The organism is Variovorax sp. SRS16 (genome assembly GCF_901827165.1).
Lineage (GTDB): Bacteria > Pseudomonadota > Gammaproteobacteria > Burkholderiales > Burkholderiaceae_C > Variovorax.
This window is the reverse complement of the sequence record NZ_LR594666.1, coordinates 1,290,103-1,310,797: the sequence shown is the minus strand read 5'-3', so window position 1 is coordinate 1,310,797 and position 20,695 is coordinate 1,290,103. Positions and strand designations below refer to the sequence as shown.

Here is a 20,695-nt window from a genome sequence, read left to right as displayed (position 1 = left end):
CCTTGTCGAGAATGCCTGGGTCGCTGTTCACTGCCTTGGCCTTGCTTTCCGAATGAGGCGCCGCTGGGGCCGCAGCGCCCGTCTCCGGTTGATCAGTTGAAGAACTTCGCCGCGCTCACCAGCGTCTCGTAGACGCCCCACGCAAGCGGAATGCCGACCGCGGCCCAGGCCAGCCAGACCATCGCCGGGCTGGTCGTCTCCGGGCGGCCCGAGCCCGCGCCGACTTCGGCGGCGACGGCCTTCTCATGGGCGAGCTTCTGCTCGATCGCGAGTTCCTCGGGCGTCATGAAGTACTTGTTCGCGACCGGCCTCACCATCAGGTTGGCGATGAGGCCGATCACCAGCATGCCGACCAGGATGTACATGGTCTGGTTGTAGACCTGTTCGCGCGGAATGCCGAGTCCCAGCTGGTACTCGCGCATGTAGTTGACGATCACCGGGCCGAGGATGCCGGCCGTGGCCCAGGCCGTGAGCAGGCGGCCGTGGATCGCACCGACGAACTGCGTGCCGAACAGGTCGGCCAGATAGGCCGGCACGGTCGAGAAGCCGCCGCCGTACATCGACAGGATGATGCAGAACGCGCCCACGAAGAGCAGCTTGCTGCCCGCGGCGGCCGAGGACGGGATGCTGAAATACAGCAGGCCGCCGAGGATGAAGAACACCGTGTAGGTCAGCTTGCGGCCCAGCTTGTCCGACAGGCTGGCCCAGAAGAAGCGGCCGCCGATGTTGAACAGCGAGAGCAGCGCGGCAAACCCCCCGGCCACGCCGGCGATGGCCGCCAGCTGCGTCTTGTCGAGTTCGCCGAACTTCTTCGGCACATCGATCAGCGCGCCGCCGAAGACTTCCTGCAGCATCGGCGAGGCCATGCCGATCACGCCGATCGCCGCGCTCACGTTCATGGTCAGCACCAGCCAGACCAGCCAGAACTGCGGAATGCCCCAGACCTTGTTCACATGCACGTGGCGCTGCGTGATCATCGCGTTGGCGGCACGGGCCACCGGCGGCGTCCAGCCTGCCGGCTTCCAGCCGGTCGGCGGCACGCGGTAGCCCAGCGCACCGCCCATCATGAAGACGAAATAGATCAGCGCCATCACCACGAAGGTGCCCATCACGCCGACGTCGGCGGGCCCGGCGAAGCGCTTCATCAGTTCGACCGCCAGCGGCGAGCCGATCATCGCGCCGCCGCCGAAGCCCATGATGGCCATGCCGGTCGCCATGCCGCGGCGGTCGGGAAACCATTTGATCAGCGTGCTCACCGGCGAGATGTAGCCGAGGCCGAGGCCGACGCCGCCGATCACGCCCGAGCCGAGGATCATCAGCCAGAACTGGTGCAGATGGATGCCCAGCGCCGAGATCAGCATGCCGCCGCACCAGCACACGGCCGACACCACGCCGGCCTTGCGCGGGCCGGCGCGTTCGAGCCAGCCGCCCCACAGCGCGGCGGAACAGCCGAGGAAGACGAAGAACAGCGTGTACATCCAGCCCAGCGTCGCGATGCGCCAGTCGCAGCCCGTGGCGAACAGTTCGGCGATGAAGCTCACGTCCTTGCCGCAGGCATGCGCGCCGGTACCGGCCACCGACAACGCCTTGGAGAGCGGCAGCCAGAAGACCGAGAAGCCGTATGCCATGCCGATGCACAGATGAATCGCCAGCGCGGCGGGCGGCACCAGCCAGCGGCTGAAGCCGGGGCCGGCGATGATGCGTTCCTTGTCGAGGAATCCGGGCTGCCTCCCCTCGCCATCGGTGTCGCGGTCCCCGTCGAGGACGCCAGCGGTCGAACTTGCCATCTGTCTTCTCCTTGTCGTGATGGGTTTGTCAGTCGAAGCCCGCGCAGTGTGGTGGCCGGTTCGGACCCCGTCAAGTTCGATCCGGGCGTGGATCGAGCGGTTCCGCCTCAGGTGTTCTTGCTGACCGTGATGGTCGGGAACTTGGCCGAGAAGTCCTTGGCCTTCTCCGCGATGCCGACCGCCACGCGCCGCGCGACGGCCTTGTAGATGCCGGCCACCTCGCCGTCGGGGTCGGCCGCCACGGTCGGCGTGCCGCTGTCGGCCTGCAGGCGGATCTGGATGTCGAGCGGCAGCGCGCCGAGGTAGTCGACGTTGTATTGCGCCGCCATCTTCTTGCCGCCGTCGGCGCCGAAGATGTGCTCGACATGGCCGCAGTTCGAGCACACGTGCACAGCCATGTTCTCGACGATGCCGAGGATCGGCACGCCGACCTTCTCGAACATCTTGATGCCCTTGCGGGCGTCGAGCAGTGCGATGTCCTGCGGCGTGGTGACGATCACCGCGCCCGTCATCGGCACGCGCTGCGAGAGCGTGAGCTGGATGTCGCCGGTGCCCGGCGGCATGTCGACGATCAGGTAGTCGAGTTCCTTCCAGTTGGTCTGGCGCAGCAGCTGCTCCAGCGCCTGGGTGGCCATCGGGCCGCGCCAGATCATGGCCTCGTCGGGATCGACCAGGAAGCCGATCGACATCACCTGCACGCCATGATTCTCCAGCGGCTCCATGGTCTTGCCGTCACCGCTCTCGGGGCGGCGGTGGATGCCCAGCATCATGGGCTGGCTCGGGCCATAGATGTCCGCGTCGAGCAGGCCGACGCTGGCGCCCTCGGCCGCGAGCGCCAGCGCCAGGTTGGCCGCGGTGGTGCTCTTGCCCACGCCGCCCTTGCCGGAGGCGACGGCGATGATGTTCTTGACGTTGGGCATCAGCTGCACGCCGCGCTGCACCGCATGGCTCAGCACCTTGGTCGCGATGTTGGCCGAGACGTTCTCGACGCCCGGCACCGTCTTCGCGGCGGCGACCAGGGCCCGGCGCAAGGCCGGTATCTGGCTCTGGGCGGGATAGCCCAGTTCGACATCGAACGAGACCTCGCCTTCGTGGATCTGCAGGTTCTTCAGCGCCCGTGTGCTGATGAAATCCTTGCCGGTGTTGGGGTCGAGCACGGTCTTGAGGGCGTCCGTGAGCTCAGCTTGTGTAGCTGCCATTTGATGAAACTCCTGAATGGCGAGTAGTCTAGTGTGCCCTTCATGTCCTCCCTCGCGACTGCCCCATTGCCTTCTTCCCCGCCCACCACCGGCCTGCTGCTGACCGGCGGCGGTGCCCGCGCCGCCTACCAGGTCGGCGTGCTCGAAGCCATTGCCGCCCTGCGCCGCGAGGCCGGTGCGAGCGCCGGCCCGCCGCCCTTTCCCATCATCACCGGCACCTCGGCCGGCGCGATCAATGCGGCCGCGCTGGCCTGCGGCGCGGACGACTTCGACGGCGCGGTACAGCGCATCGCCGAGGTCTGGCACGGCTTCCACGCCGAACAGGTCTACCGCGCGGATTCTCTCGCCATGCTCGACGCCGCCGCGCGCTGGCGACTGGTGCTCGGCGTCGGCCAGCTGATCGCCAAGTGGCTGCGCATCCATCCGCGCTCGCTGCTCGACAACGCGCCGCTGGCCGAGCTGCTCGCGCGCATGGTGCCGCTCGAACGGCTGCCGGCCCTGATGCGCGCCGGCCACCTGCAGGCGCTGGCGGTGACCGCGTCGAGCTACAGCTCGGGCGAGCACGTCACGTTCTTCGAGTCCGCGGTGCCGATGAAGCCCTGGGTGCGCTCGCAGCGGCTGGCGGTGAACGACCGCATCACGCAGGACCATCTGCTGGCCTCCTCCGCGATTCCTTTCGTGTTCCAGGCGACGGCGCTGCCGATGCAGGGACACACCGAATACTTCGGCGACGGCTCGATGCGGCAGTCGGCACCGATCGCCGCCGCCATCCACCTGGGCGCCGATCGCATCCTCGCGGTCGGTGCCGGCCGCATGAACGAGCCGACCGCGACGCTGGCCCCGAATGCGCTGACCGGCTACCCCTCGATCGCGCAGATCGCGGGTCATGCGTTGTCGAGCATCTTTCTCGATTCGCTCGCGGTCGACGTCGAACGCCTGCGGCGCGTCAACCATACGCTGGCCCTGATTCCGCCCGAAGCCTTGCTGGAGAGCGGGCTGCGTCCGCTGGAGCTGCTGGTGATCTCGCCCTCGGAACGCATCGACGTGATCGCGGCCCGCCACGTCGACGCCCTGCCTGGCGCCGTGCGGCGCCTGTTCGGCGGCCTGGGCGGCAACGGCGCGGCCAACGTGAAGGGCGCCGCCTTCGCGAGCTACCTGCTGTTCGAATCGAGCTTCACGCAGGAACTGATGGCGTTGGGCCGCGCCGATACACTGCGGCAGCGGGACGAGGTGCGCCGGTTCTTCGGATGGGGGGATGTCAGCCCAGATGCTTGACCATGCGCACACCATCCTCCGAGCCCTCGTAGTAGCCCGGACTGAGCCCGGATTCGACGAAGCCGTGGCGAAGGTAGAAGGCTCGCGCACCCGCGTTCCCCGCCCTCGCCTCGAGCCTGATCGTTCGGATGCCCGCGATCCCGGCCGTCGCTTCGAGCCAGGCCAGCAAGGCCGAACCCAGGCCGCCGCGGCGCTGCGTGGCGCGCACTGCGAACAGCAGGACATGCGCCTCGTCCTCGCCGTATTTCATGATGGCGAAGCCGAGCAGTTCGCCATCGCGGCGCGCGACCACGACGTTGGTCGCCGCGTCCCGGATCGACTTCATCACGCGGCCCTGCGTCCAGCGCCAGGGCAGGCCGTACTCGATGGCGTCGCGGGACAACTGCGCGATCTCCAGCGCGTGCGCCGGCCGGGCGAGGGTGATGTCGTACGCGGTGATCACGCGGCGCCTCGAGAGGGCTTCAGGGCTCGGCGGCAATGCCGAGTTCGGAGCAGATCCGCGTGGTCAGCGCCCGCAGCGCCGCGACCTCGGTCTCGAGCCGCGCGACGTTGAGCTTCAGCGCGGCCACCTCGCCGAGCGACACCTCCGACTGGCCCGCGGCGCGCAGGCCGGGCGCGTCCTCGGGTGGTTCGCCGCTCAGCAGATGGGCCCAGCGGCTCTCGCGCGCACCCGGCAGGCGCGACAGCTTGCGCACCAGCGCACCGGCCGGCCGCGCGGCCAACTCGTCGAGAAAGCCTTCGACCGCGGAAATGTCGGCGAAGTTGTGCATGCGCTCGCAGGCGATCCGCAGTTCGCCGGCGGTCTGCGGCCCGCGCAGCATCAGCACGGTCAGCAGGATCGCGGATTGCGAGGGCACGCGCAGCAGACGCTCGAGGTTGTGCTCGTAGCGCGAGACGCGCCCGCCGCCGCCTTCCATGACCAGGCTGTAGCCCTTGAGGCTGTCGAGCGCGGCCTGCACATCGGCGTCGGAGGCTTCCATCAGCGGATTGCGGCTGGTCTTCTGGTTGCAGCCGGCGACCAGCGCGTTCAGGCTCAGCGGATAGCTGTCGGGCACGGTGCGCTGCTTTTCGGCCAGCACGCCGAGCACACGGGTTTCGATCAGAGACAGGGCGAGCAGGGTCGAGGTCATGGCAGCAGGAGGTTGTCGTCGCAGTGTAAGGACGCTCGCGCCACTGCCACCTAAAATGTCTGTCCCGCGACCGCGGCGGCCTGTGGGGGTCCTGCCGGTCCGTCCATCCCCAGAAAGCGCCCCTCTCGATGTCCCAGCGCAAGCTCTTCGTCACCACCGCCCTGCCGTATGCCAATGGCAAGTTCCACGTCGGCCACATCATGGAATACATCCAGGCCGACATCTGGGTGCGATACCAGCGCATGCAGGGCCACATGGTGCACTTCGTGGGCGCCGACGATGCGCACGGCGCGCCGATCATGATCGCGGCCGAGAAGGCCGGCAAGACGCCGCAGGCCTTCGTCGGCGAGATCGCCGCCGGCCGCAAGCAGTACCTCGACGGCTTCCACATCCGCTTCGACAACTGGCACTCGACCGACAGCGCCGAGAACACCGAGCTCGCGCAAGGCATCTACCGCAAGCTCAAGCAGGGCGGCATGATCGCCACGCGCACCATCGAGCAGTTCTACGATCCCGTGAAGGGCATGTTCCTGCCCGACCGCTACATCAAGGGCGAGTGTCCGGTGTGCCATTCGAAGGACCAGTACGGCGATGCCTGCGAGGTGTGCAGCAGCGTCTACACACCGACCGAGCTGATCAATCCCTACTCGACGCTCACCGGCGCGACGCCCGAGCTGCGCAGCTCGGAACACTTCTTCTTCAAGCTCTCCGACCCCAAGGTGGTCGACTTCCTCAAGGCCTGGACGCAGGACGGCAAGCTGCAGCCGGAAATGGCGAAGAAGGCCAGCGAATGGTTCGAGGCCGGCATGGCCGACTGGGACATCTCGCGCGAGGCGCCCTACTTCGGCATCGAGATTCCCGATGCGCCGGGCAAGTACTTCTATGTATGGCTGGACGCGCCGGTGGGCTACCTCGCGAGCCTGAAGAACCATTTCGACAAAGGCCAGGCCGCGCAGCACTGGCATGCGCCATCGCGCACCACGCAGAGCTTCGACGAGTTCGTCGCCGATCCCGCGGTCGAGCAGGTGCATTTCATCGGCAAGGACATCGTCTACTTCCACACGCTGTTCTGGCCGGCGATGCTGCAGTTCAGCGGCCGCAAGACGCCGAGCCAGGTCAACGTGCACGGCTTCATCACGGTGTCGGGCGAGAAGATGAGCAAGAGCCGCGGCACCGGCATCGACCCGCTCAAGTACCTGTCGATCGGCATGAACCCCGAATGGCTGCGCTACTACATCGCGGCCAAGCTCAATGCCAAGGTGGAGGACGTCGACTTCAATCCCGACGACTTCATGGCACGCGTCAATGCCGACCTGATCGGCAAGTACATCAACATCGCCAGCCGCGCGGCCGGCTTCGTCGCCAAGCGCTTCGGCGGCAAGCTGGGCACCGTGACGGCCGACGGATCGCAGCTGCTGGCCGCGCTGCAGGCCGCGTCGGCACATCTGCAGGCGCTCTACGACGGCCGCGACTTCGCGCGCACGCTGCGCGAGATCATGCTGCTGGCCGACAAGGTCAACGAATACGTCGACCAGAACAAGCCCTGGGAACTGGCCAAGAAGGAAGGCAGCGAAGCGCGCCTGCACGATGTGTGCACGACCTGCATCGAGGCCTTCCGCCTGCTCACGATCTACCTCAAGCCGGTGCTGCCGGCGCTGGCGGCCGAGGTCGAGGCCTTTCTCGGCAGCGCGCCGCTGGTGTTCGCCGATGCCGGCATGCTGCTCGGCGCCGGCCATGCGATCAACGACTACACGCATCTGATGCAGCGCGTCGATGCCAAGCAGCTCGATGCGCTGTTCGAGGCGCCCGAGCCGGCCGCCGAAGCTGCCTCCGAAGCCGCACTGCCCGGCGGCGAGGCGATCGCGCCCACCATCACCATCGACGACTTCGCGAAGATCGACCTGCGCATCGCCAAGATCGTGGCCTGCGAGAAGGTCGAAGGGTCGACCAAGCTGCTGCGCCTCACGCTCGATGCCGGCGAAGCCAGGACCCGCAATGTGTTCTCCGGCATCGCCTCGGCCTACCAGCCCGAGCAGTTGGTCGGCAAGCTCACGGTGCTGGTCGCCAACCTCGCGCCGCGCAAGATGAAGTTCGGCCTTTCCGAAGGCATGGTGCTCGCCGCCAGCCATGCGGACGAGAAGGCGCAGCCGGGCATCCACGTGCTCGAACCCTGGCCTGGTGCCGCACCGGGCATGCGCGTGCGCTGACACGAACAGGAGTTTCACGCATGCATCGCTTTTTCTTGTCCGCGACCCTGATGCTGGCCCTCGGCCTGCCTCTCGGCGGCTGTGCGGTGGTCAGCGTCGCCAGCACGGCGGTGAGCGTGGGCGCCGGCGCGGTCGGCCTCGCGGCCGATGCGGCGATCGGCACGGCGCGCATTGCGGGCAAGGCCGTCGGCGCGACGGCCGATGCGGTGTTGCCCGGCGACAGCGACCACTGAAGGCTAATTCGCCTCCGTGCCGCGGTCGGGCGACGAGCCGGATCGCTCGACGCGCTGATCCGCATTCAGCACGGCCGTGAACACCATCGGCGAATTCGGCGGCTGCATCCAGCGCCACTCCCATTCCGTTTCGTTCTTCAGCGGATAGGGCGTGCGCCGCGCCGGCTTGCCCAGCAGCCGGCGCAGCGATTCGGCCGCCATGCCCGGCTGCACGCGCGCGAAATTCTCGGGCGTGAGCACCTGGCGCAACGCCGCCATCTTGCCGTCGGGCCCGATGGTGATCATGTAGTTCTTCTGCCCCTGCGGCTGGCGGTTGTATTCGAAGACCCGCCCGACCGGCCCATCCCAGATGTTCTCCGGCTCGCCGAAGCGCGCCCGCACATCGGCCTCGGTCGACACACCTTCCTCGAGTTCGCTGATGCGCTGCGGATCGCACGCCGTCAGCCCCAATATCATCGCCAGCAATCCCATCAGCGCCTTTCCAGAAATACCACGGACCCGGCTTGTACGGTGAGGGTATTGGGGTGGAGGGCCTGAATTCCGGCCATCGGGTTTGACCGACTGGCGTAGATCGCCCCCACCCCCGCCTTTGAGCGTCGATAAGGAACTGGGCAGCACCTCAGCGCCGATCTGTGAGCAAGCCAACGCCGCTGGCGGGATTCACGCTGGTCAGGAAGAAGCTGGTCTTGTTCTGCGACGCCCTGGGGCCGCCGGCCCAGGCGGTGAGCGCGGCAGCCCCGGCAGCGGCGGGCGAAACGAGATGCAGCGTGGTTCGGCGCGTCATGGTCAGCTCCTGAACGGGTTGGATGAGGACGCGCCACGCTAACCGATGCGGACACCGCATTCAAGGCGGAATCCACCTGCATTGCCGGGAGCAGTCGCCGGCGCCGGTAAAATCCGCGCCAAAGGTTCCACGTCATGTCCATCTTCGCCCGCCCCCACTACACGTCCGAGATCACGAACTTCATCGAGGAGATGAAGGAAAAGAAGCCGACGCTGGAGGCCGAACAGCGCGCCGGCCGCGCGTTGCTGTGGGACAAGAACCTCGACCGCAGCCTGCTCGGCGAATACAGCGAAGCCAAGGTGCCGCAGCAGCCCTACGTCTACCAGACGCGCGTGAAATAAGTGGCCATCCGGGCCGTCCCGAACGCCAGCGGCCGCCGCAAGGGCGACGCCGCCGCGGCACGCGCCGACGAGCGATCGGCGAGCGACGTCCTTGCCGAGGACGATCGCGCGACCTTCATCGGCGCGATGCCCGAGGTGATCGATCAGGTTGCGCTCGCGCGGCTCTACGGCGAGCCCCTGTTCGCGCTGCCCAACGACCTCTATATCCCGCCCGAGGCGCTGCAGGTGTTCCTCGAGGCCTTCGAAGGGCCGCTGGACCTGCTGCTTTACCTGATCAGGAAGCAGAACTTCAACATCCTCGACATCCCGATGGCGGGGCTGACGCGCCAGTACCTGACCTATGTCGACCAGGTCCGCCAGACCAACCTCGAACTGGCCGCGGAATACCTGCTGATGGCCGCGATGCTGATCGAGATCAAGTCGCGCATGCTGCTGCCGCCCAAGAAGACGGCCGACGGCGAGGAGGCCGAGGATCCGCGCGCGGAGCTGGTCCGTCGCCTGCTCGAATACGAGCAGACCAAGCTGCAGGCGGCCTCGATCGGCGCCACGCCGCAGGCTGGCCGCGATTTCTGGAAGGCGCAGGTCTACATCGAGCAGTCGCTCAAGCCGCGCTTTCCGGACGTCAACGTGGTCGACCTGCGCGAGGCCTGGGCCGACATCCTCAAGCGCGCCAAGCTCGTGCAGCACCACAAGATCTCGCGCGAGGAACTCAGCGTGCGCGAGCACATGAGCATCGTGCTGCGCCACCTGCAGGGGCGGCAGTTCGTCGAGTTCGAAAAGCTGTTCGACGTCACGCGCGGCACGCCGGTGCTGATCGTCACCTTCATCGCGATGCTCGAGCTCGCGAAGGAGACGCTGATCGACATCACACAGGCCGAGGCCTTCGCGCCGATCTACGTGCGCCTGGCCTACTCGCCGGCCTGAACCCGTCCAACCGGACTTCGATTCCCCTTCACCTTCAATGGCTTCGCACGATTTCGACGTTCTCATCGTCGGCAGCGGTCTGGCCGGCCTGAGCGCCGCGCTGCACCTGGCGCCGACGCACCGCGTGGCGGTGCTCACCAAACGCGCGCTGCAGGACGGCGCCAGCCAATGGGCGCAAGGCGGCATCGCGGCCGTGCTGGCCGAAGGCGACAGCCTCGCATCCCATGTCGACGACACGCTGATCGCGGGCGCCGGCCTGTGCGATCTGGCCGCCACCCGTTTCGTGGTCGAGCACGCGCCCGAAGCGATTGGCTGGCTGCGCGCGCTCGGCGTCGCTTTCTCGCTCGAGAACGGTGAACTGCACCTGACGCGCGAAGGCGGCCACAGCCAGCGCCGCATCGCGCACGTGACCGATGCCACCGGCGCTGCCGTGCAGCACACGCTGATCGACGCCGTGCGCCGCACGCCCAACATCCGCCTGTTCGAAGAGCACACGCTGGTCGACCTGATCACCGGCCGCCGGCTCGGGCTGGCCGACGCCGCCTGCCGGGGCCTGTATGCGCTCGACGCGACGACCGGCGAAGTACTCACCTTCCGCGCCCCCCACACCATCCTGGCCACGGGCGGCGCCGGCAAGGTCTACCTCTACACCACCAATCCCGACACCGCGACCGGCGACGGCATCGCCGCGGCCTGGCGCGCGGGTTGCCGCGTGTCGAACATGGAGTTCATCCAGTTCCATCCGACCTGCCTGTACCACCCGCATGCCAAGTCCTTCCTGATCTCGGAAGCGGTGCGTGGCGAAGGCGGGCGGCTGCTGCTGCCCGACGGCACCCGCTTCATGCCCGAGCATGATGCGCGCGCCGAGCTCGCGCCGCGCGACGTGGTGGCGCGTGCGATCGACTTCGAGATGAAGAAGCACGGCCTGGACTGCGTGCACCTGGACATCTCGCACCAGAGCCCGGCTTTCCTGCAGGCGCACTTCCCCAACATCCTGGCGCGCTGCGCCGAGCTCGGCATCGACATCACGCGCGAACCCATCCCGGTGGTGCCCGCCGCGCACTACACCTGCGGCGGCGTGCTCTGCGACCTCGACGGCCGCACCGACGTGCCGGGCCTCTACGCGATCGGCGAGACCGCATGCACCGGCCTGCATGGCGCCAACCGCCTGGCCAGCAATTCGCTGGTCGAGTGCATGGTGTTCGCGCGCGCCGCCGCCCGCGCGATCGCCGACGCGCCGGGGCGCATCGGCGCCTCACTGCCGCCCTGGGACGACAGCCGCGTCACCGATGCCGACGAGGCCGTCGTGATCTCGCACAACTGGGACGAGCTGCGCCGCTTCATGTGGGACTACGTCGGCATCGTGCGCACCAACAAGCGGCTGACGCGCGCGTCCCATCGCATCGCGCTGCTGAGCGCGGAGATCGAAGAGTTCTATGCCAACTTCCACGTCACGCGCGACCTGCTCGAACTGCGCAACCTGGTGCAGGTCGCCGGGCTGATAGTGCGTTCGGCCCAGGCGCGGCACGAGAGCCGCGGCCTGCATTTCAGCCGCGACTATCCTTCGCTCGCCGAGCCCGCCGTGCCGACCGTCCTGGTGCCGCCCGCGGCCTGACGCCCGGCATCCCGTCCATCCACCTTTTTGCAGAGAGAGTCCCTGGCCATGTTCCGTACCCTGCTCAAGTCCAAGATCCATCGCGCCGCCGTCACCGATTGCGAACTTCACTACGAGGGCTCCTGCGCCATCGACGAAGACCTGCTGGATGCCGCCAACCTGGCCGAGAACGAGCAGGTCCACATCTGGAACATCAACAACGGCGAGCGCTTCGTGACCTACGCGATCCGCGGCCAGCGCGGCAGCGGCATCATCTCGCTCAACGGCTCGGCCGCGCGCAGGGCCTCGGTCGGCGATCTGGTCATCATCGCCGCCTTCGGACTGGTGCCCGAGGACCAGGTAGCTGGCCACCGGCCGAAGCTGGTGTTCGTCGACGGCGCCAACCGCATCAAGGAAGAACGCGCCCACATCCCGGTGCAGGCGGCCTCGGGCGAAGCCGTCGCGGCCTGACGCCGGGCGCCATCGCGCCTCTTTTCCCCTTCTCGACGGCTGCGGCCGCTTCATGGAGAAAGCTCGACCATGCCATCTGTTCCCGGTACCGACATGGCCACCCCTTACGGCACGCTGCCACCCGCCTCGCCGCCTGCCTTGCGCAAGCCGCTGAGTCTGCCGCGACTGGCGGACATGCATGCACGCGGCGAGAAGATCGCCATGCTGACCGCCTACGACGCCACCTTCGCCGCCATGGTCGATGCGGCCGGGGTCGAATGCCTCTTGGTGGGCGACTCGCTGGGCATGGTCTGCCAGGGTCTGCACAGCACCGTGGGCGTGTCGCTCGACACCATGCGCTACCACACCGAAAGCGTGGCGCGCGGACTGCATCGCGCACAGGGCACCGCGTGGCTGATCGCCGACCTGCCCTTCGGCAGCTACCAGGAATCGCGCGAGCAGGCCCTGCGCAGCGCGGCGCTGCTGATGCAGGCGGGCGCGCACATGGTCAAGCTCGAAGGCGGCGGCTGGACGGCCGAGACCGTGCGCTTCCTGGTCGAGCGCGGCATCCCGGTGTGCGCGCACCTCGGCCTGACGCCGCAGACCGTGCATGCGCTGGGCGGCTACCGCGTGCAGGGCAAGGGCAGCGAGGCCGCGGCCCTGCTCAGGCAGCAGGCCCACGCGCTGCAGGACGCGGGCGCGGCGATGCTGGTGCTGGAGATGGTGCCCGCGACGCTGGCCGCCGAACTCACGCGCGAACTGCCGCGCTGCGCCACCATCGGCATCGGTGCCGGCCGCGGCACGGCGGGCCAGGTGCTGGTGCTGCACGACATGCTGGGCATCAACCTCGGCCGGATGCCGAAGTTCGTCCGCAACTTCATGGCCGATGCGCCCGGCATCGCGCAGGCGCTCGAAGCCTATGTGCGCGCCGTCAAGGACGGCAGCTTTCCCGACGACGAACGGCATGCCTGGTAGGCCTGCGCCCCTTCCTTCCATCCGGACACGACACGACCATGCACATCTTCCGCACCCTGCCCGAACTGCGCGAGCACCTGGGCCGCTTCCACCGCCCGGCCTTCGTTCCCACCATGGGCAATCTGCACGACGGCCATCTGAGCCTGGTGCAGCAGGCCCGCCCGCTGGGCGACGTGACGGTCGCGAGCATCTTCGTCAACCGGCTGCAGTTCCTGCCGCACGAGGATTTCGACACCTACCCGCGCACCTGGGCCAGCGACTGCGAGAAGCTCGAAGCCGCGGGCTGCGACGTGCTGTTCGCGCCCGATGAGAAAACCCTGTACCCCGAGCCGCAGACCTGCAAGGTGCATCCGGACAGCGCGCTGACCGACATCCTCGAAGGCCACTTCCGGCCCGGCTTCTTCATCGGCGTGTGCACCGTGGTGATGAAGCTGTTCACCTGCGTGCAGCCGCGCACGGCGGTATTCGGCAAGAAGGACTACCAGCAGCTCATGACGATCCGTCACATGGTGCGGCAGTTCGCGCTGCCGATCGACGTCGTGGGCGGCGAGACGCAGCGCGCCGAGGACGGGCTGGCCCTGTCCTCCCGCAACGGCTACCTGAGCGAGGCCGAACGCGCCGAGGCGGTGCAGCTGTCGAAGGCGCTGCAATCGATGGCCGACGCGATCCGGGAAGGCGATCGCGACCTGGCAGCGATCGAGGCACGCGCCATGCAGATGCTCACACAGCGCGGCTGGCAGCCCGACTACCTGGTGCTGCGCCGCCGCACCGATCTGCAGGCGCCCGAGGGGACCGAGCCGCTGGTCGCGCTCGGCGCGGCCCGGCTGGGCACCACGCGCCTGATCGACAACCTGGAAATCGATCGCTGAACAACCCGAGGGCGCGCGCCCGATTCAGGCCGCTGCGTCGTCGAGCACGGCATCGATCCAGCCGCGCAGGCTGTTGACGAACGCCAGCGCCTGCACGCGCGGCAGATCCTGCATGCGCACCACGGCCTCGGCCAGTCGGCCTTCGCGCAGATGGCGGGCGCGCGCGATGCCGCCCAACAGGCCGCATGCGAGCGGCGGCGTCACCCAGCGGCCATCGAGCCGCAAGGCCACGTTGCCGCGCGTGCATTCGGTGATCTCGCCGCGGCGGTTCCACAGCAAGGTGTCGAAGATGCCCGCGCGCGTCGGCGCGAAGGCGTCGTAGTGCGCGCGGCGGGTGGTCTTGAAGCGCACGAATTCGCTGTCGGCCGCGTCGAAGCGCCGGTCCGCGAGTTGCAGCCGCACCTGCGCCGGTGCGGCTTCCTGCGCATGGGCCTGCGCCTGCGTGCGGCCCCGCCGGTCGAGCAGCAGGCGCACGCGCCAGCGGTCTCGGGGATGCGCTTGCGAAAGACGCTCGAGTTGGCGCATCACCGCGTCGGGATCCCATGGGTAGCCGAAATGCGCGGCGGCTTCGGCCATGCGCGCCAGATGCGCCGGCGCGTCGCGCAGACGGCCGTCTTCCAGTGCCAGGGTTTCGAGCAGTTCGAAAGGCAGGCTCGCGCGGTCGAGGAAGGCGCGCTTGTGACGCCACTCCTGCCATTCGCTTTCGGCCCGCGCATCCGCCGTGATGCCACTGCCGACGCCGCAACGCGCGGTGCCTGCGCTCAGCGTCACGGTGCGGATCGGCACATTGAAGGTGGCCGCGCCGCCCGGCTGCACCAGGCCCACGGCGCCGCAATAGATGCCCCGAGGCCCGGGCTCCAGGTCACGGATCATGCGCATGGCGGCGACCTTGGGTGCGCCGGTCACCGAGCCGCAGGGGAACAGCGCCGCGAACACGTCGGCGAGCGTGCAGCCCGCCCGGGTGCGCGCCTCGACGTCGGAGGTCATCTGCCACACGCTCGGCAGCGCCTCGGTGTGGAACAGGCGCGGCACGCACACCGAGAAGGGCTCGGCGATGCGTGACATGTCGTTGCGCAGCAGGTCGACGATCATCACGTTCTCGGCCCGCTCCTTGGCCGACGCGCGCAGCCCGGCGGCCGCCGCTGCATCGGCCTCGGCTGTGGCGCCGCGCGCCGCCGTGCCTTTCATCGGGCGCGCCAGCAGCCGGCGCTCGCGCCAGTCGAAGAAAAGCTCCGGTGAGACCGACAGCAGCTGTTCGTCGCCGCTGTCGATGAACGCCGCATAGCCGCCCGGCTGGGCGCGCTGCAGGGCATCGAACAAGGCCCTCGCCCGGGCGCGCGGCGCGGCATCGGGCGCGCCCGAGAGCATGCCCTGCAGCAGCGCCGTGTGGTTGACCTGGTAGAGCGCGCCGGCCGCGATGGCGCGCTGGATCCGGGCCACCGCACGGTCGAAGGCGGACCACGGCAGCGCCTCCTTCCACGTCAGCTGCACTGCGCCCGTCTGCGCCTCGCTGTCGCAGGCTTCAGGCCATGGCTGCGCGCTGTCGTGAATGCCGAACCAGGCGAGCGGCCCGTCCGCGCCGTGCACCGCCAATGCGGCATCGAAGGCCGGCGCCGCTTCGTAGCGCAGATAGCCCACGCACCAGCGCCCTTGCAAGGCCTGCGCATGCACGCTGTCGAGCAGCGGCCGCACCTCGGCCGGCGTGCGCGCCACCAGGATCTCGCGCGGCTCGCCGAAGGCGCATCGCAGCCGCGGTGCTTCGGGTTCGGCGGGAGAAGAAAAATCGATCAGCGCCGAGACGGCACGCATCAGGCCGCGCCGATGCCCGCGACCAGGCCTCCGGCCGGCAGGCCGTTCTTGAGCGCGGCCGTGAAGGCCAGCATGCGGTCGATCGGCACGCGCGCGCGCAGGCCCAGCGCCGGGTCGACATGGATTTCGCCGGCACCGGTTTCCAGCACGCGGGCCAGGTCCGCGAGGCCGTTCATCGCCATCCAGGGACAGTGCGCACAGCTCTTGCAGGTGGCGCTGTTGCCGGCCGTGGGCGCCTCGATGAAGGTTTTGCCCGGATTCAGCGTGCGCAGCTTGTGCAGCATGCCGCTGTCGGTCGCGACGATGAACTCGGCGGCGTCCATGCGCTGCGCCGCGTTCAGGATGCCCGAGGTCGATCCCACCGCATCGGCCAGCGCGATCACGTCGGCCGGCGCCTCGGGATGCACCAGCACCTTGGCGCCGGGATGGTCGCGCTTCAAGAGTTCGAGTTCGAGCGCCTTGAACTCGTCGTGGACGATGCAGGCGCCTTCCCAGCTCACCATGTCGGCGCCGGTCTCGCGCCGGATGTAGTCGCCCAGATGGCGGTCGGGCGCCCACAGGATCTTGCGGCCCTGCGCCGCCAGCGCGCGCACCACGTCGAGTGCGCAGCTCGAGGTCACCAGCCAGTCGGCGCGCGCCTTGACCGCGGCGCTGGTGTTGGCGTAGACGACCACGGTGCGGTCCGGGTGTTGGTCGCAGAAGGCGCTGAAGGCGTCGGCGGGGCATCCGAGATCGAGCGAGCAGGTGGCATCGAGATCGGGCATCAGCACGCGTTTCCCGGGCGACAGGATCTTCGCCGTCTCGCCCATGAAGCGCACGCCGGACACCACCAGCGTGCGCGCCGCGTGGTCGCGGCCGAAGCGTGCCATCTCGAGCGAATCGCTGACCAGGCCGCCGGTCTCCTCGGCCAGGTCCTGCAGGTCGGGATGGACGTAGTAGTGCGACACCATCACCGCGTCACGCTCGCGCAGCAGGCGGCGGATGCGGTCCTTCAGGGCGGCGCGCTCGGCGGGCGTCGGCTCGACCGGCACGCGCGCCCAGGCGCGGCGCGTGTCGCAGACGGCGCCGGCCTGCGGGGCGGGCTGTTCGTAGTCGACGTCGATGAGGGCGGAAGACATGATGTCAGGCCTCCTGAAAGCGCATCGAAAAGTCTATCGCCTTGATGTCTTTCGTGAGCGCACCGACCGAGATGCGATCGACGCCCGTCTCCGCCAGCGCGCGGATGCTGTCGAGCGTGACGCCGCCGGAGATCTCGAGCACCGCCCGCGCCGCGCCGGCCGACTCGTTGCGCCGCACGGCTTCGTGCAGGGTCGCCAGGTCCATGTTGTCCAGCAGCACCATGCGCGCGCCGTGGGCCAGCGCCTCGTCGAGCTGGGTCAGGGTTTCGACCTCGATCTCGATGAACTTCGCTTCGGCCGCGACGCGCGCGGCAGCGCGCAGCGCAGCGCCCACGCCACCGGCCGCCGCGATGTGGTTTTCCTTGATCAGGACGGCGTCGTACAGCCCGATGCGATGGTTCGTGCCGCCGCCCGTGCGCACGGCGTACTTCTGGGCCAGACGCAGGCCCGGCAGCGTCTTGCGGGTGTCGACGATGCGCGCGCGCGTGCCTTCCACCGCCGCGACATAGGCCGCGGTGCGCGTCGCCACGGCGCTGAGCAGTTGCAGGAAATTGAGCGCCGTGCGCTCGGCCGTGAGCAAGGCCCGCGCATCGCCCGAGAGCTCGAGCACGGTCTGGTCGGCCGCGCCGTGCGCGCCTTCCTTGCAGTGCCATGTCACGCGGGCTTGCGGATCGAGCTGCCGCACGACCGCCTCTACCCAGGGCGCGCCGCACAGCACCGCCGCTTCGCGCAGCCGCACGCGCGCCGTGGCACGGGAACCAGCGGTCACCAATCCGGCAGTGAGGTCGCCGTCGCCGGCATCCTCGCGCAGCGCACGCCGTGCATCGTCCAGCGCGAGTTCGCGCACGCTGGCCTCGGAAAAGTCGAAGAAGCTTGTCATGGGTTCGTTGAACGGATCGATCAGGAGGATTCGGTGCCGGGCTCGCGGCGCATCAGTTCGGCCACGGCCTCGGCGGGCTGCATGCGGCCGTCGAGCAGCGCCACCACGCCCTCGGCGATCGGCATCTCGACGCCCAGATGCCGCGCGCGCTGCACCACCGTGCGCGCGCAATAGACGCCTTCGGCCACGTGGCCGAGAGAATCGACGGCCTGTGCCAGCGTGCGGCCCTGCGCGAGCAGCAGGCCGACCTGGCGATTGCGCGACAGATCGCCGGTGGCGGTGAGGACGAGGTCGCCGAGCCCGGACAGGCCCATGAAGGTGTCCGGCCGCGCGCCCAGGGCGACGCCGAAGCGTGTCATTTCGACCAGGCCGCGCGTGATCAGCGCGGCGCGCGCATTGAGGCCGAGGGCGAGCCCATCGGCCAGGCCGGTCGCGATGGCCAGCACATTCTTGACGGCGCCGCCGACCTCGACGCCCACGATGTCGTCATTGGCGTAGACGCGCAGCGTCGGACCGTGAAAGGCCTCGACCAGCGCGTCGCGCAACGGCGCATGGCGGCTGGCCGCGACGAGCGCCGTGGGCCGTCCCTGCGCCACCTCCTGCGCAAAGCTGGGACCGCTGAGCACACCGGCCATCAGCCGCGGCGCCACGCCGGCCTGGATTTCGTTGGCGAGAAGGCCGAAGGCGCCCGATCCCGCGCGCGCCGGCTCGACGCCCTTGCAGAGCCAGGCCACCGGACACGCCGCATCGTGCAGCAGCGCGAGCTGCTCGCGCAGCGCGGCCATGGGTGTCGCCACGATCACGAGCTCGGAACCCCGCACGGCCGCGAGCGCCTCGCCGGTGGCAAGGCGCAGCGAGGGAGGAAGGGAAACGCCGGCCAGATAGCGCGCGTTCTGCCGCGCCGCCGACATGGCCGCATGCTGGGCTGCATCGCGCGCCCACAGCGTGACCGCGTGGCGCGAGGCCGCGCTCACCGCCAGTGCCGTGCCCCAGGCACCGGCACCCAGAACGCAGATCTTCATCGGCGTCGACGCAGGTTGCGAGACTTACTGCGTGACGATGGGCGAGGGTTGCCCCGCCGCCTGGGCCTGCTGCTGTTCGAACATCGCCTGGAAGTTGATTTCGGCCAGATGCACCGGCGGGAAGCCGCCGCGCTGGATCACGTCGGCGACGTTGCCGCGCAGGTAGGGGTAGACGATCTGCGGGCAGGCGATGCCGAGGATCGGACCCATCTGGTCCTCCGGCAGGTTGCGGATCTCGAAGATGCCGGCCTGCTTGGCCTCGACCAGAAACACGGTCTTGTCTTGGATCTTGGTCTGCACGGTGGCCGAGACGGTGATCTCGAAAATGCCGTCGGACACCGGTTGCGCATCGACGCCGAGCTGGATGTCGACGGTGGGCTGTTCCTGCTCCAGCAGGATGGCGGGCGAATTGGGCTGTTCGAGCGACAGGTCTTTCAGGTAGACGCGCTGGATCTGGAACACGGGATCTTGGGCTTGCTGGTCGGCCATGCTGAACTTTCGAGAGTCAAAACGACGCCCGCAGCGACGAGACGTGCGCGGCGGGCCGGAGAGAGGACGCGAAGGGGATTATCGCCCGGGGGATCAGGCGCCCTGCAGCAGCGGCACGAGGCCGCCGCGGCCGTCGAGCGCGATCAGGTCATCGCAGCCGCCGACGTGGATGTCGCCGATGAAGATCTGCGGCACCGTGCGCCGCTGCGTGAGGTCCATCATGGTGGCGCGCGCCTGGGGGTCGCTGTCGATGCGGATCTCCTCGATCCGATCGACGCCCTTGGACTTGAGGATCTGCTTGGCGCGAATGCAGTAGGGGCAAACGGCGGTGGTGTACATCTTGACGGCTTGCATCGTGCTCATCTTGTGGAAGTTCAGGCCTTTTCAACCGGCAGATTAGCCGCTTTCCACGATTTGAGCCCGCCGGCCACCGCTTGGGCCTGCTCGTAGCCGAGTTTCCGGGCCGTGGCCACCGCGCGCTGCGCGCGCGCACCCGTGGCACACACGAGAAGCAACGGAACCGACTTGTTCTTCACGGCGGCGGGCAGCCGGGCTTCGAGCTGTTCGAGCGGCACGTTCTTGGCGCCGGTCACGTGGCCTGCCGCAAATTCGTCGGGCTCGCGCACATCGACCACCACCGCGCGCTCGCGGTTGATGAGGTGCACCGCGCCCTGCGCCGACAGCGATCCGGCATTCGCGCCGCGCACCATCGGCCATGCGAGCATGCCGCCCGAGCTGAGCGCAATCACGATCAGCAGCCAGTTGTCGACGATGAATTTCACGGTGTTCCTTCTGTGGCAAACCCGGGATTTTAGAATGTCGGGTTTCGGCAAGCATTCCCAAAGGCCTCCTCCATGCACAAACTGGTACTGATCCGCCACGGCGAATCGACCTGGAATCTCGAAAACCGCTTCACCGGCTGGACCGATGTCGACCTGACCGACACCGGCATCGAGCAGGCCAAGCAGGCCGGCCGGCTGCTCAAGGCCGAGGGTTACGACTTCGATGTGGCCTACACCAGCGTGCTCAAGCGCGCCACCCGCACGCTCTGGCACACGCTCGACGAGCTCGATCGCACCTGGCTGCCGGTGGTGCATTCGTGGCGCCTCAACGAGCGCCACTACGGCGGCCTGCAGGGCCTGAACAAGGCCGAGACGGCCAAGAAGTACGGTAACGAACAGGTGCTGGTGTGGCGGCGCAGTTACAACACGCCGCCGCCGCCCCTCGAGCCCGGCGATCCGCGCAGCGAACGCAGCGACCTGCGCTACGCCAAGCTGCCGCCCGAGCAGGTGCCGTTGACCGAGTGCCTGAAGGACACGGTGGCACGCGTGCTGCCGTTCTGGAACGAATCGATGGCCCCGGCGGTCCGCACCGGTCGCCGGCTGGTGGTGTCAGCCCATGGCAATTCGATCCGCGCCCTGGTGAAATACCTCGACGGCATCTCGGACGACGACATCGTGGGCCTCAACATCCCCAACGGAATTCCGCTCGTCTACGAACTGGACGACGAACTCAAGCCCTTGCGGCACTACTACCTCGGCGATGCCGCCGCGGCCGAAAAGGCGGTCGCCGCCATCGCGGCGCAGGGCAGGACTTGATGAAAACCAAA

23 protein-coding genes are annotated in these 20,695 nt (G+C 68.5%); 10 read left to right on the top strand and 13 right to left on the bottom strand.

The genetic code is table 11. The features are described from left to right. Positions 1 to 92 precede the first annotated feature (92 nt). Positions 93 to 1,787 (bottom strand): OFA family MFS transporter, encoded by a 1,695-nt coding sequence (locus E5P2_RS06355; protein WP_162566301.1) that lies wholly within the window; start codon positions 1,785 to 1,787, stop codon positions 93 to 95. 107 nt (positions 1,788 to 1,894) lie between these two features. Beyond that, on the bottom strand, positions 1,895 to 2,986 hold the full coding sequence (apbC, locus tag E5P2_RS06350) for an iron-sulfur cluster carrier protein ApbC (RefSeq protein ID WP_162566300.1): 1,092 nt from the start codon (positions 2,984 to 2,986) through the stop codon (positions 1,895 to 1,897). Positions 2,987 to 3,028: 42 nt separating this feature from the next. On the opposite strand from apbC, the gene E5P2_RS06345 reads away from it, so the two are divergent. After that, on the top strand, positions 3,029 to 4,261 hold the full coding sequence (locus tag E5P2_RS06345) for a patatin-like phospholipase family protein (RefSeq protein ID WP_174262641.1): 1,233 nt from the start codon (positions 3,029 to 3,031) through the stop codon (positions 4,259 to 4,261). Here the strand turns inward: E5P2_RS06345 and E5P2_RS06340 are convergent. Both E5P2_RS06340 and E5P2_RS06335 read right to left on the bottom strand, forming a co-directional pair. Continuing rightward, positions 4,245 to 4,703 carry a GNAT family N-acetyltransferase gene (locus E5P2_RS06340; protein ID WP_162566298.1) on the bottom strand — a complete coding sequence of 153 codons (459 nt, stop codon included), beginning with the start codon at positions 4,701 to 4,703 and terminating at the stop codon, positions 4,245 to 4,247. The two genes, E5P2_RS06345 and E5P2_RS06340, sit on opposite strands and share 17 nt — an antisense overlap. A gap of 19 nt (positions 4,704 to 4,722) precedes the next feature. Then, entirely contained in the window at positions 4,723 to 5,391 is a 669-nt protein-coding gene (locus E5P2_RS06335; protein WP_162566297.1) for a YceH family protein, read from the bottom strand. A 128-nt stretch (positions 5,392 to 5,519) separates the two neighbouring features. On the opposite strand from E5P2_RS06335, the gene metG reads away from it, so the two are divergent. Further along, complete coding sequence (gene metG, locus E5P2_RS06330) at positions 5,520 to 7,598, top strand: methionine--tRNA ligase (RefSeq protein ID WP_162566296.1); 2,079 nt, start codon at positions 5,520 to 5,522, stop codon at positions 7,596 to 7,598. Positions 7,599 to 7,618: 20 nt separating this feature from the next. Continuing rightward, entirely contained in the window at positions 7,619 to 7,831 is a 213-nt protein-coding gene (locus tag E5P2_RS06325) for a hypothetical protein (protein ID WP_162566295.1), read from the top strand. Positions 7,832 to 7,834: 3 nt separating this feature from the next. On the opposite strand, the gene E5P2_RS06320 is transcribed toward E5P2_RS06325, so the two are convergent. Both E5P2_RS06320 and E5P2_RS06315 read right to left on the bottom strand, forming a co-directional pair. Continuing rightward, positions 7,835 to 8,302: an outer membrane protein assembly factor BamE gene (locus tag E5P2_RS06320; protein WP_162566294.1), complete on the bottom strand. Its 468-nt coding sequence runs from the start codon at positions 8,300 to 8,302 to the stop codon at positions 7,835 to 7,837. Between the two features lie 148 nt (positions 8,303 to 8,450). Then, positions 8,451 to 8,615, bottom strand: coding sequence for a hypothetical protein (locus tag E5P2_RS06315; protein WP_162566293.1), 165 nt, complete (start codon positions 8,613 to 8,615; stop codon positions 8,451 to 8,453). 134 nt (positions 8,616 to 8,749) lie between these two features. Between E5P2_RS06315 and E5P2_RS06310 the strand changes: the two genes are divergently transcribed. From E5P2_RS06310 to panC, 6 genes are all read left to right on the top strand, one after another. After that, the gene (locus tag E5P2_RS06310; protein ID WP_162566292.1) at positions 8,750 to 8,956 is read left to right on the top strand and encodes a DUF3460 family protein; all 207 of its coding nucleotides are present in this window, start codon (positions 8,750 to 8,752) and stop codon (positions 8,954 to 8,956) included. A gap of 126 nt (positions 8,957 to 9,082) precedes the next feature. Next, positions 9,083 to 9,880, top strand: coding sequence for a segregation and condensation protein A (locus E5P2_RS06305; protein WP_162594974.1), 798 nt, complete (start codon positions 9,083 to 9,085; stop codon positions 9,878 to 9,880). Between the two features lie 37 nt (positions 9,881 to 9,917). Next, the gene (gene nadB / locus E5P2_RS06300; protein ID WP_162566291.1) at positions 9,918 to 11,495 is read left to right on the top strand and encodes an L-aspartate oxidase; all 1,578 of its coding nucleotides are present in this window, start codon (positions 9,918 to 9,920) and stop codon (positions 11,493 to 11,495) included. Positions 11,496 to 11,543: 48 nt separating this feature from the next. Continuing rightward, positions 11,544 to 11,945, top strand: a complete 402-nt coding sequence (gene panD / locus E5P2_RS06295; protein WP_162566290.1) for an aspartate 1-decarboxylase — start codon at positions 11,544 to 11,546, stop codon at positions 11,943 to 11,945. A 69-nt stretch (positions 11,946 to 12,014) separates the two neighbouring features. Then, positions 12,015 to 12,899: a 3-methyl-2-oxobutanoate hydroxymethyltransferase gene (gene panB, locus E5P2_RS06290; protein WP_162566289.1), complete on the top strand. Its 885-nt coding sequence runs from the start codon at positions 12,015 to 12,017 to the stop codon at positions 12,897 to 12,899. A 38-nt stretch (positions 12,900 to 12,937) separates the two neighbouring features. Then, positions 12,938 to 13,768, top strand: a complete 831-nt coding sequence (gene panC / locus E5P2_RS06285) for a pantoate--beta-alanine ligase (protein ID WP_162566288.1) — start codon at positions 12,938 to 12,940, stop codon at positions 13,766 to 13,768. Positions 13,769 to 13,792: 24 nt separating this feature from the next. Here the strand turns inward: panC and pabB are convergent, their stop codons facing one another. From pabB to E5P2_RS06250, 7 genes are all read right to left on the bottom strand, one after another. After that, positions 13,793 to 15,577 (bottom strand): aminodeoxychorismate synthase component I, encoded by a 1,785-nt coding sequence (gene pabB, locus E5P2_RS06280; protein ID WP_162566287.1) that lies wholly within the window; start codon positions 15,575 to 15,577, stop codon positions 13,793 to 13,795. Further along, the gene (gene nadA / locus E5P2_RS06275; protein ID WP_162566286.1) at positions 15,577 to 16,695 is read right to left on the bottom strand and encodes a quinolinate synthase NadA; all 1,119 of its coding nucleotides are present in this window, start codon (positions 16,693 to 16,695) and stop codon (positions 15,577 to 15,579) included. Before nadA ends, pabB begins: the two co-directional genes overlap by 1 nt. A gap of 4 nt (positions 16,696 to 16,699) precedes the next feature. Next, positions 16,700 to 17,575, bottom strand: a complete 876-nt coding sequence (gene nadC / locus E5P2_RS06270) for a carboxylating nicotinate-nucleotide diphosphorylase (protein ID WP_162566285.1) — start codon at positions 17,573 to 17,575, stop codon at positions 16,700 to 16,702. A 20-nt stretch (positions 17,576 to 17,595) separates the two neighbouring features. Continuing rightward, positions 17,596 to 18,597 (bottom strand): NAD(P)H-dependent glycerol-3-phosphate dehydrogenase, encoded by a 1,002-nt coding sequence (locus tag E5P2_RS06265; protein WP_162566284.1) that lies wholly within the window; start codon positions 18,595 to 18,597, stop codon positions 17,596 to 17,598. 24 nt (positions 18,598 to 18,621) lie between these two features. Next, entirely contained in the window at positions 18,622 to 19,086 is a 465-nt protein-coding gene (secB, locus tag E5P2_RS06260) for a protein-export chaperone SecB (RefSeq protein ID WP_162566283.1), read from the bottom strand. A gap of 93 nt (positions 19,087 to 19,179) precedes the next feature. After that, entirely contained in the window at positions 19,180 to 19,440 is a 261-nt protein-coding gene (gene grxC, locus E5P2_RS06255) for a glutaredoxin 3 (RefSeq protein WP_162570357.1), read from the bottom strand. A 20-nt stretch (positions 19,441 to 19,460) separates the two neighbouring features. Continuing rightward, positions 19,461 to 19,868 (bottom strand): rhodanese-like domain-containing protein, encoded by a 408-nt coding sequence (locus E5P2_RS06250; RefSeq protein ID WP_162566282.1) that lies wholly within the window; start codon positions 19,866 to 19,868, stop codon positions 19,461 to 19,463. Positions 19,869 to 19,940: 72 nt separating this feature from the next. Here E5P2_RS06250 and gpmA point away from each other — a divergent pair, with 72 nt between their 5' ends. Beyond that, on the top strand, positions 19,941 to 20,684 hold the full coding sequence (gpmA, locus tag E5P2_RS06245; protein WP_162566281.1) for a 2,3-diphosphoglycerate-dependent phosphoglycerate mutase: 744 nt from the start codon (positions 19,941 to 19,943) through the stop codon (positions 20,682 to 20,684). Positions 20,685 to 20,695: the final 11 nt, after the last annotated feature.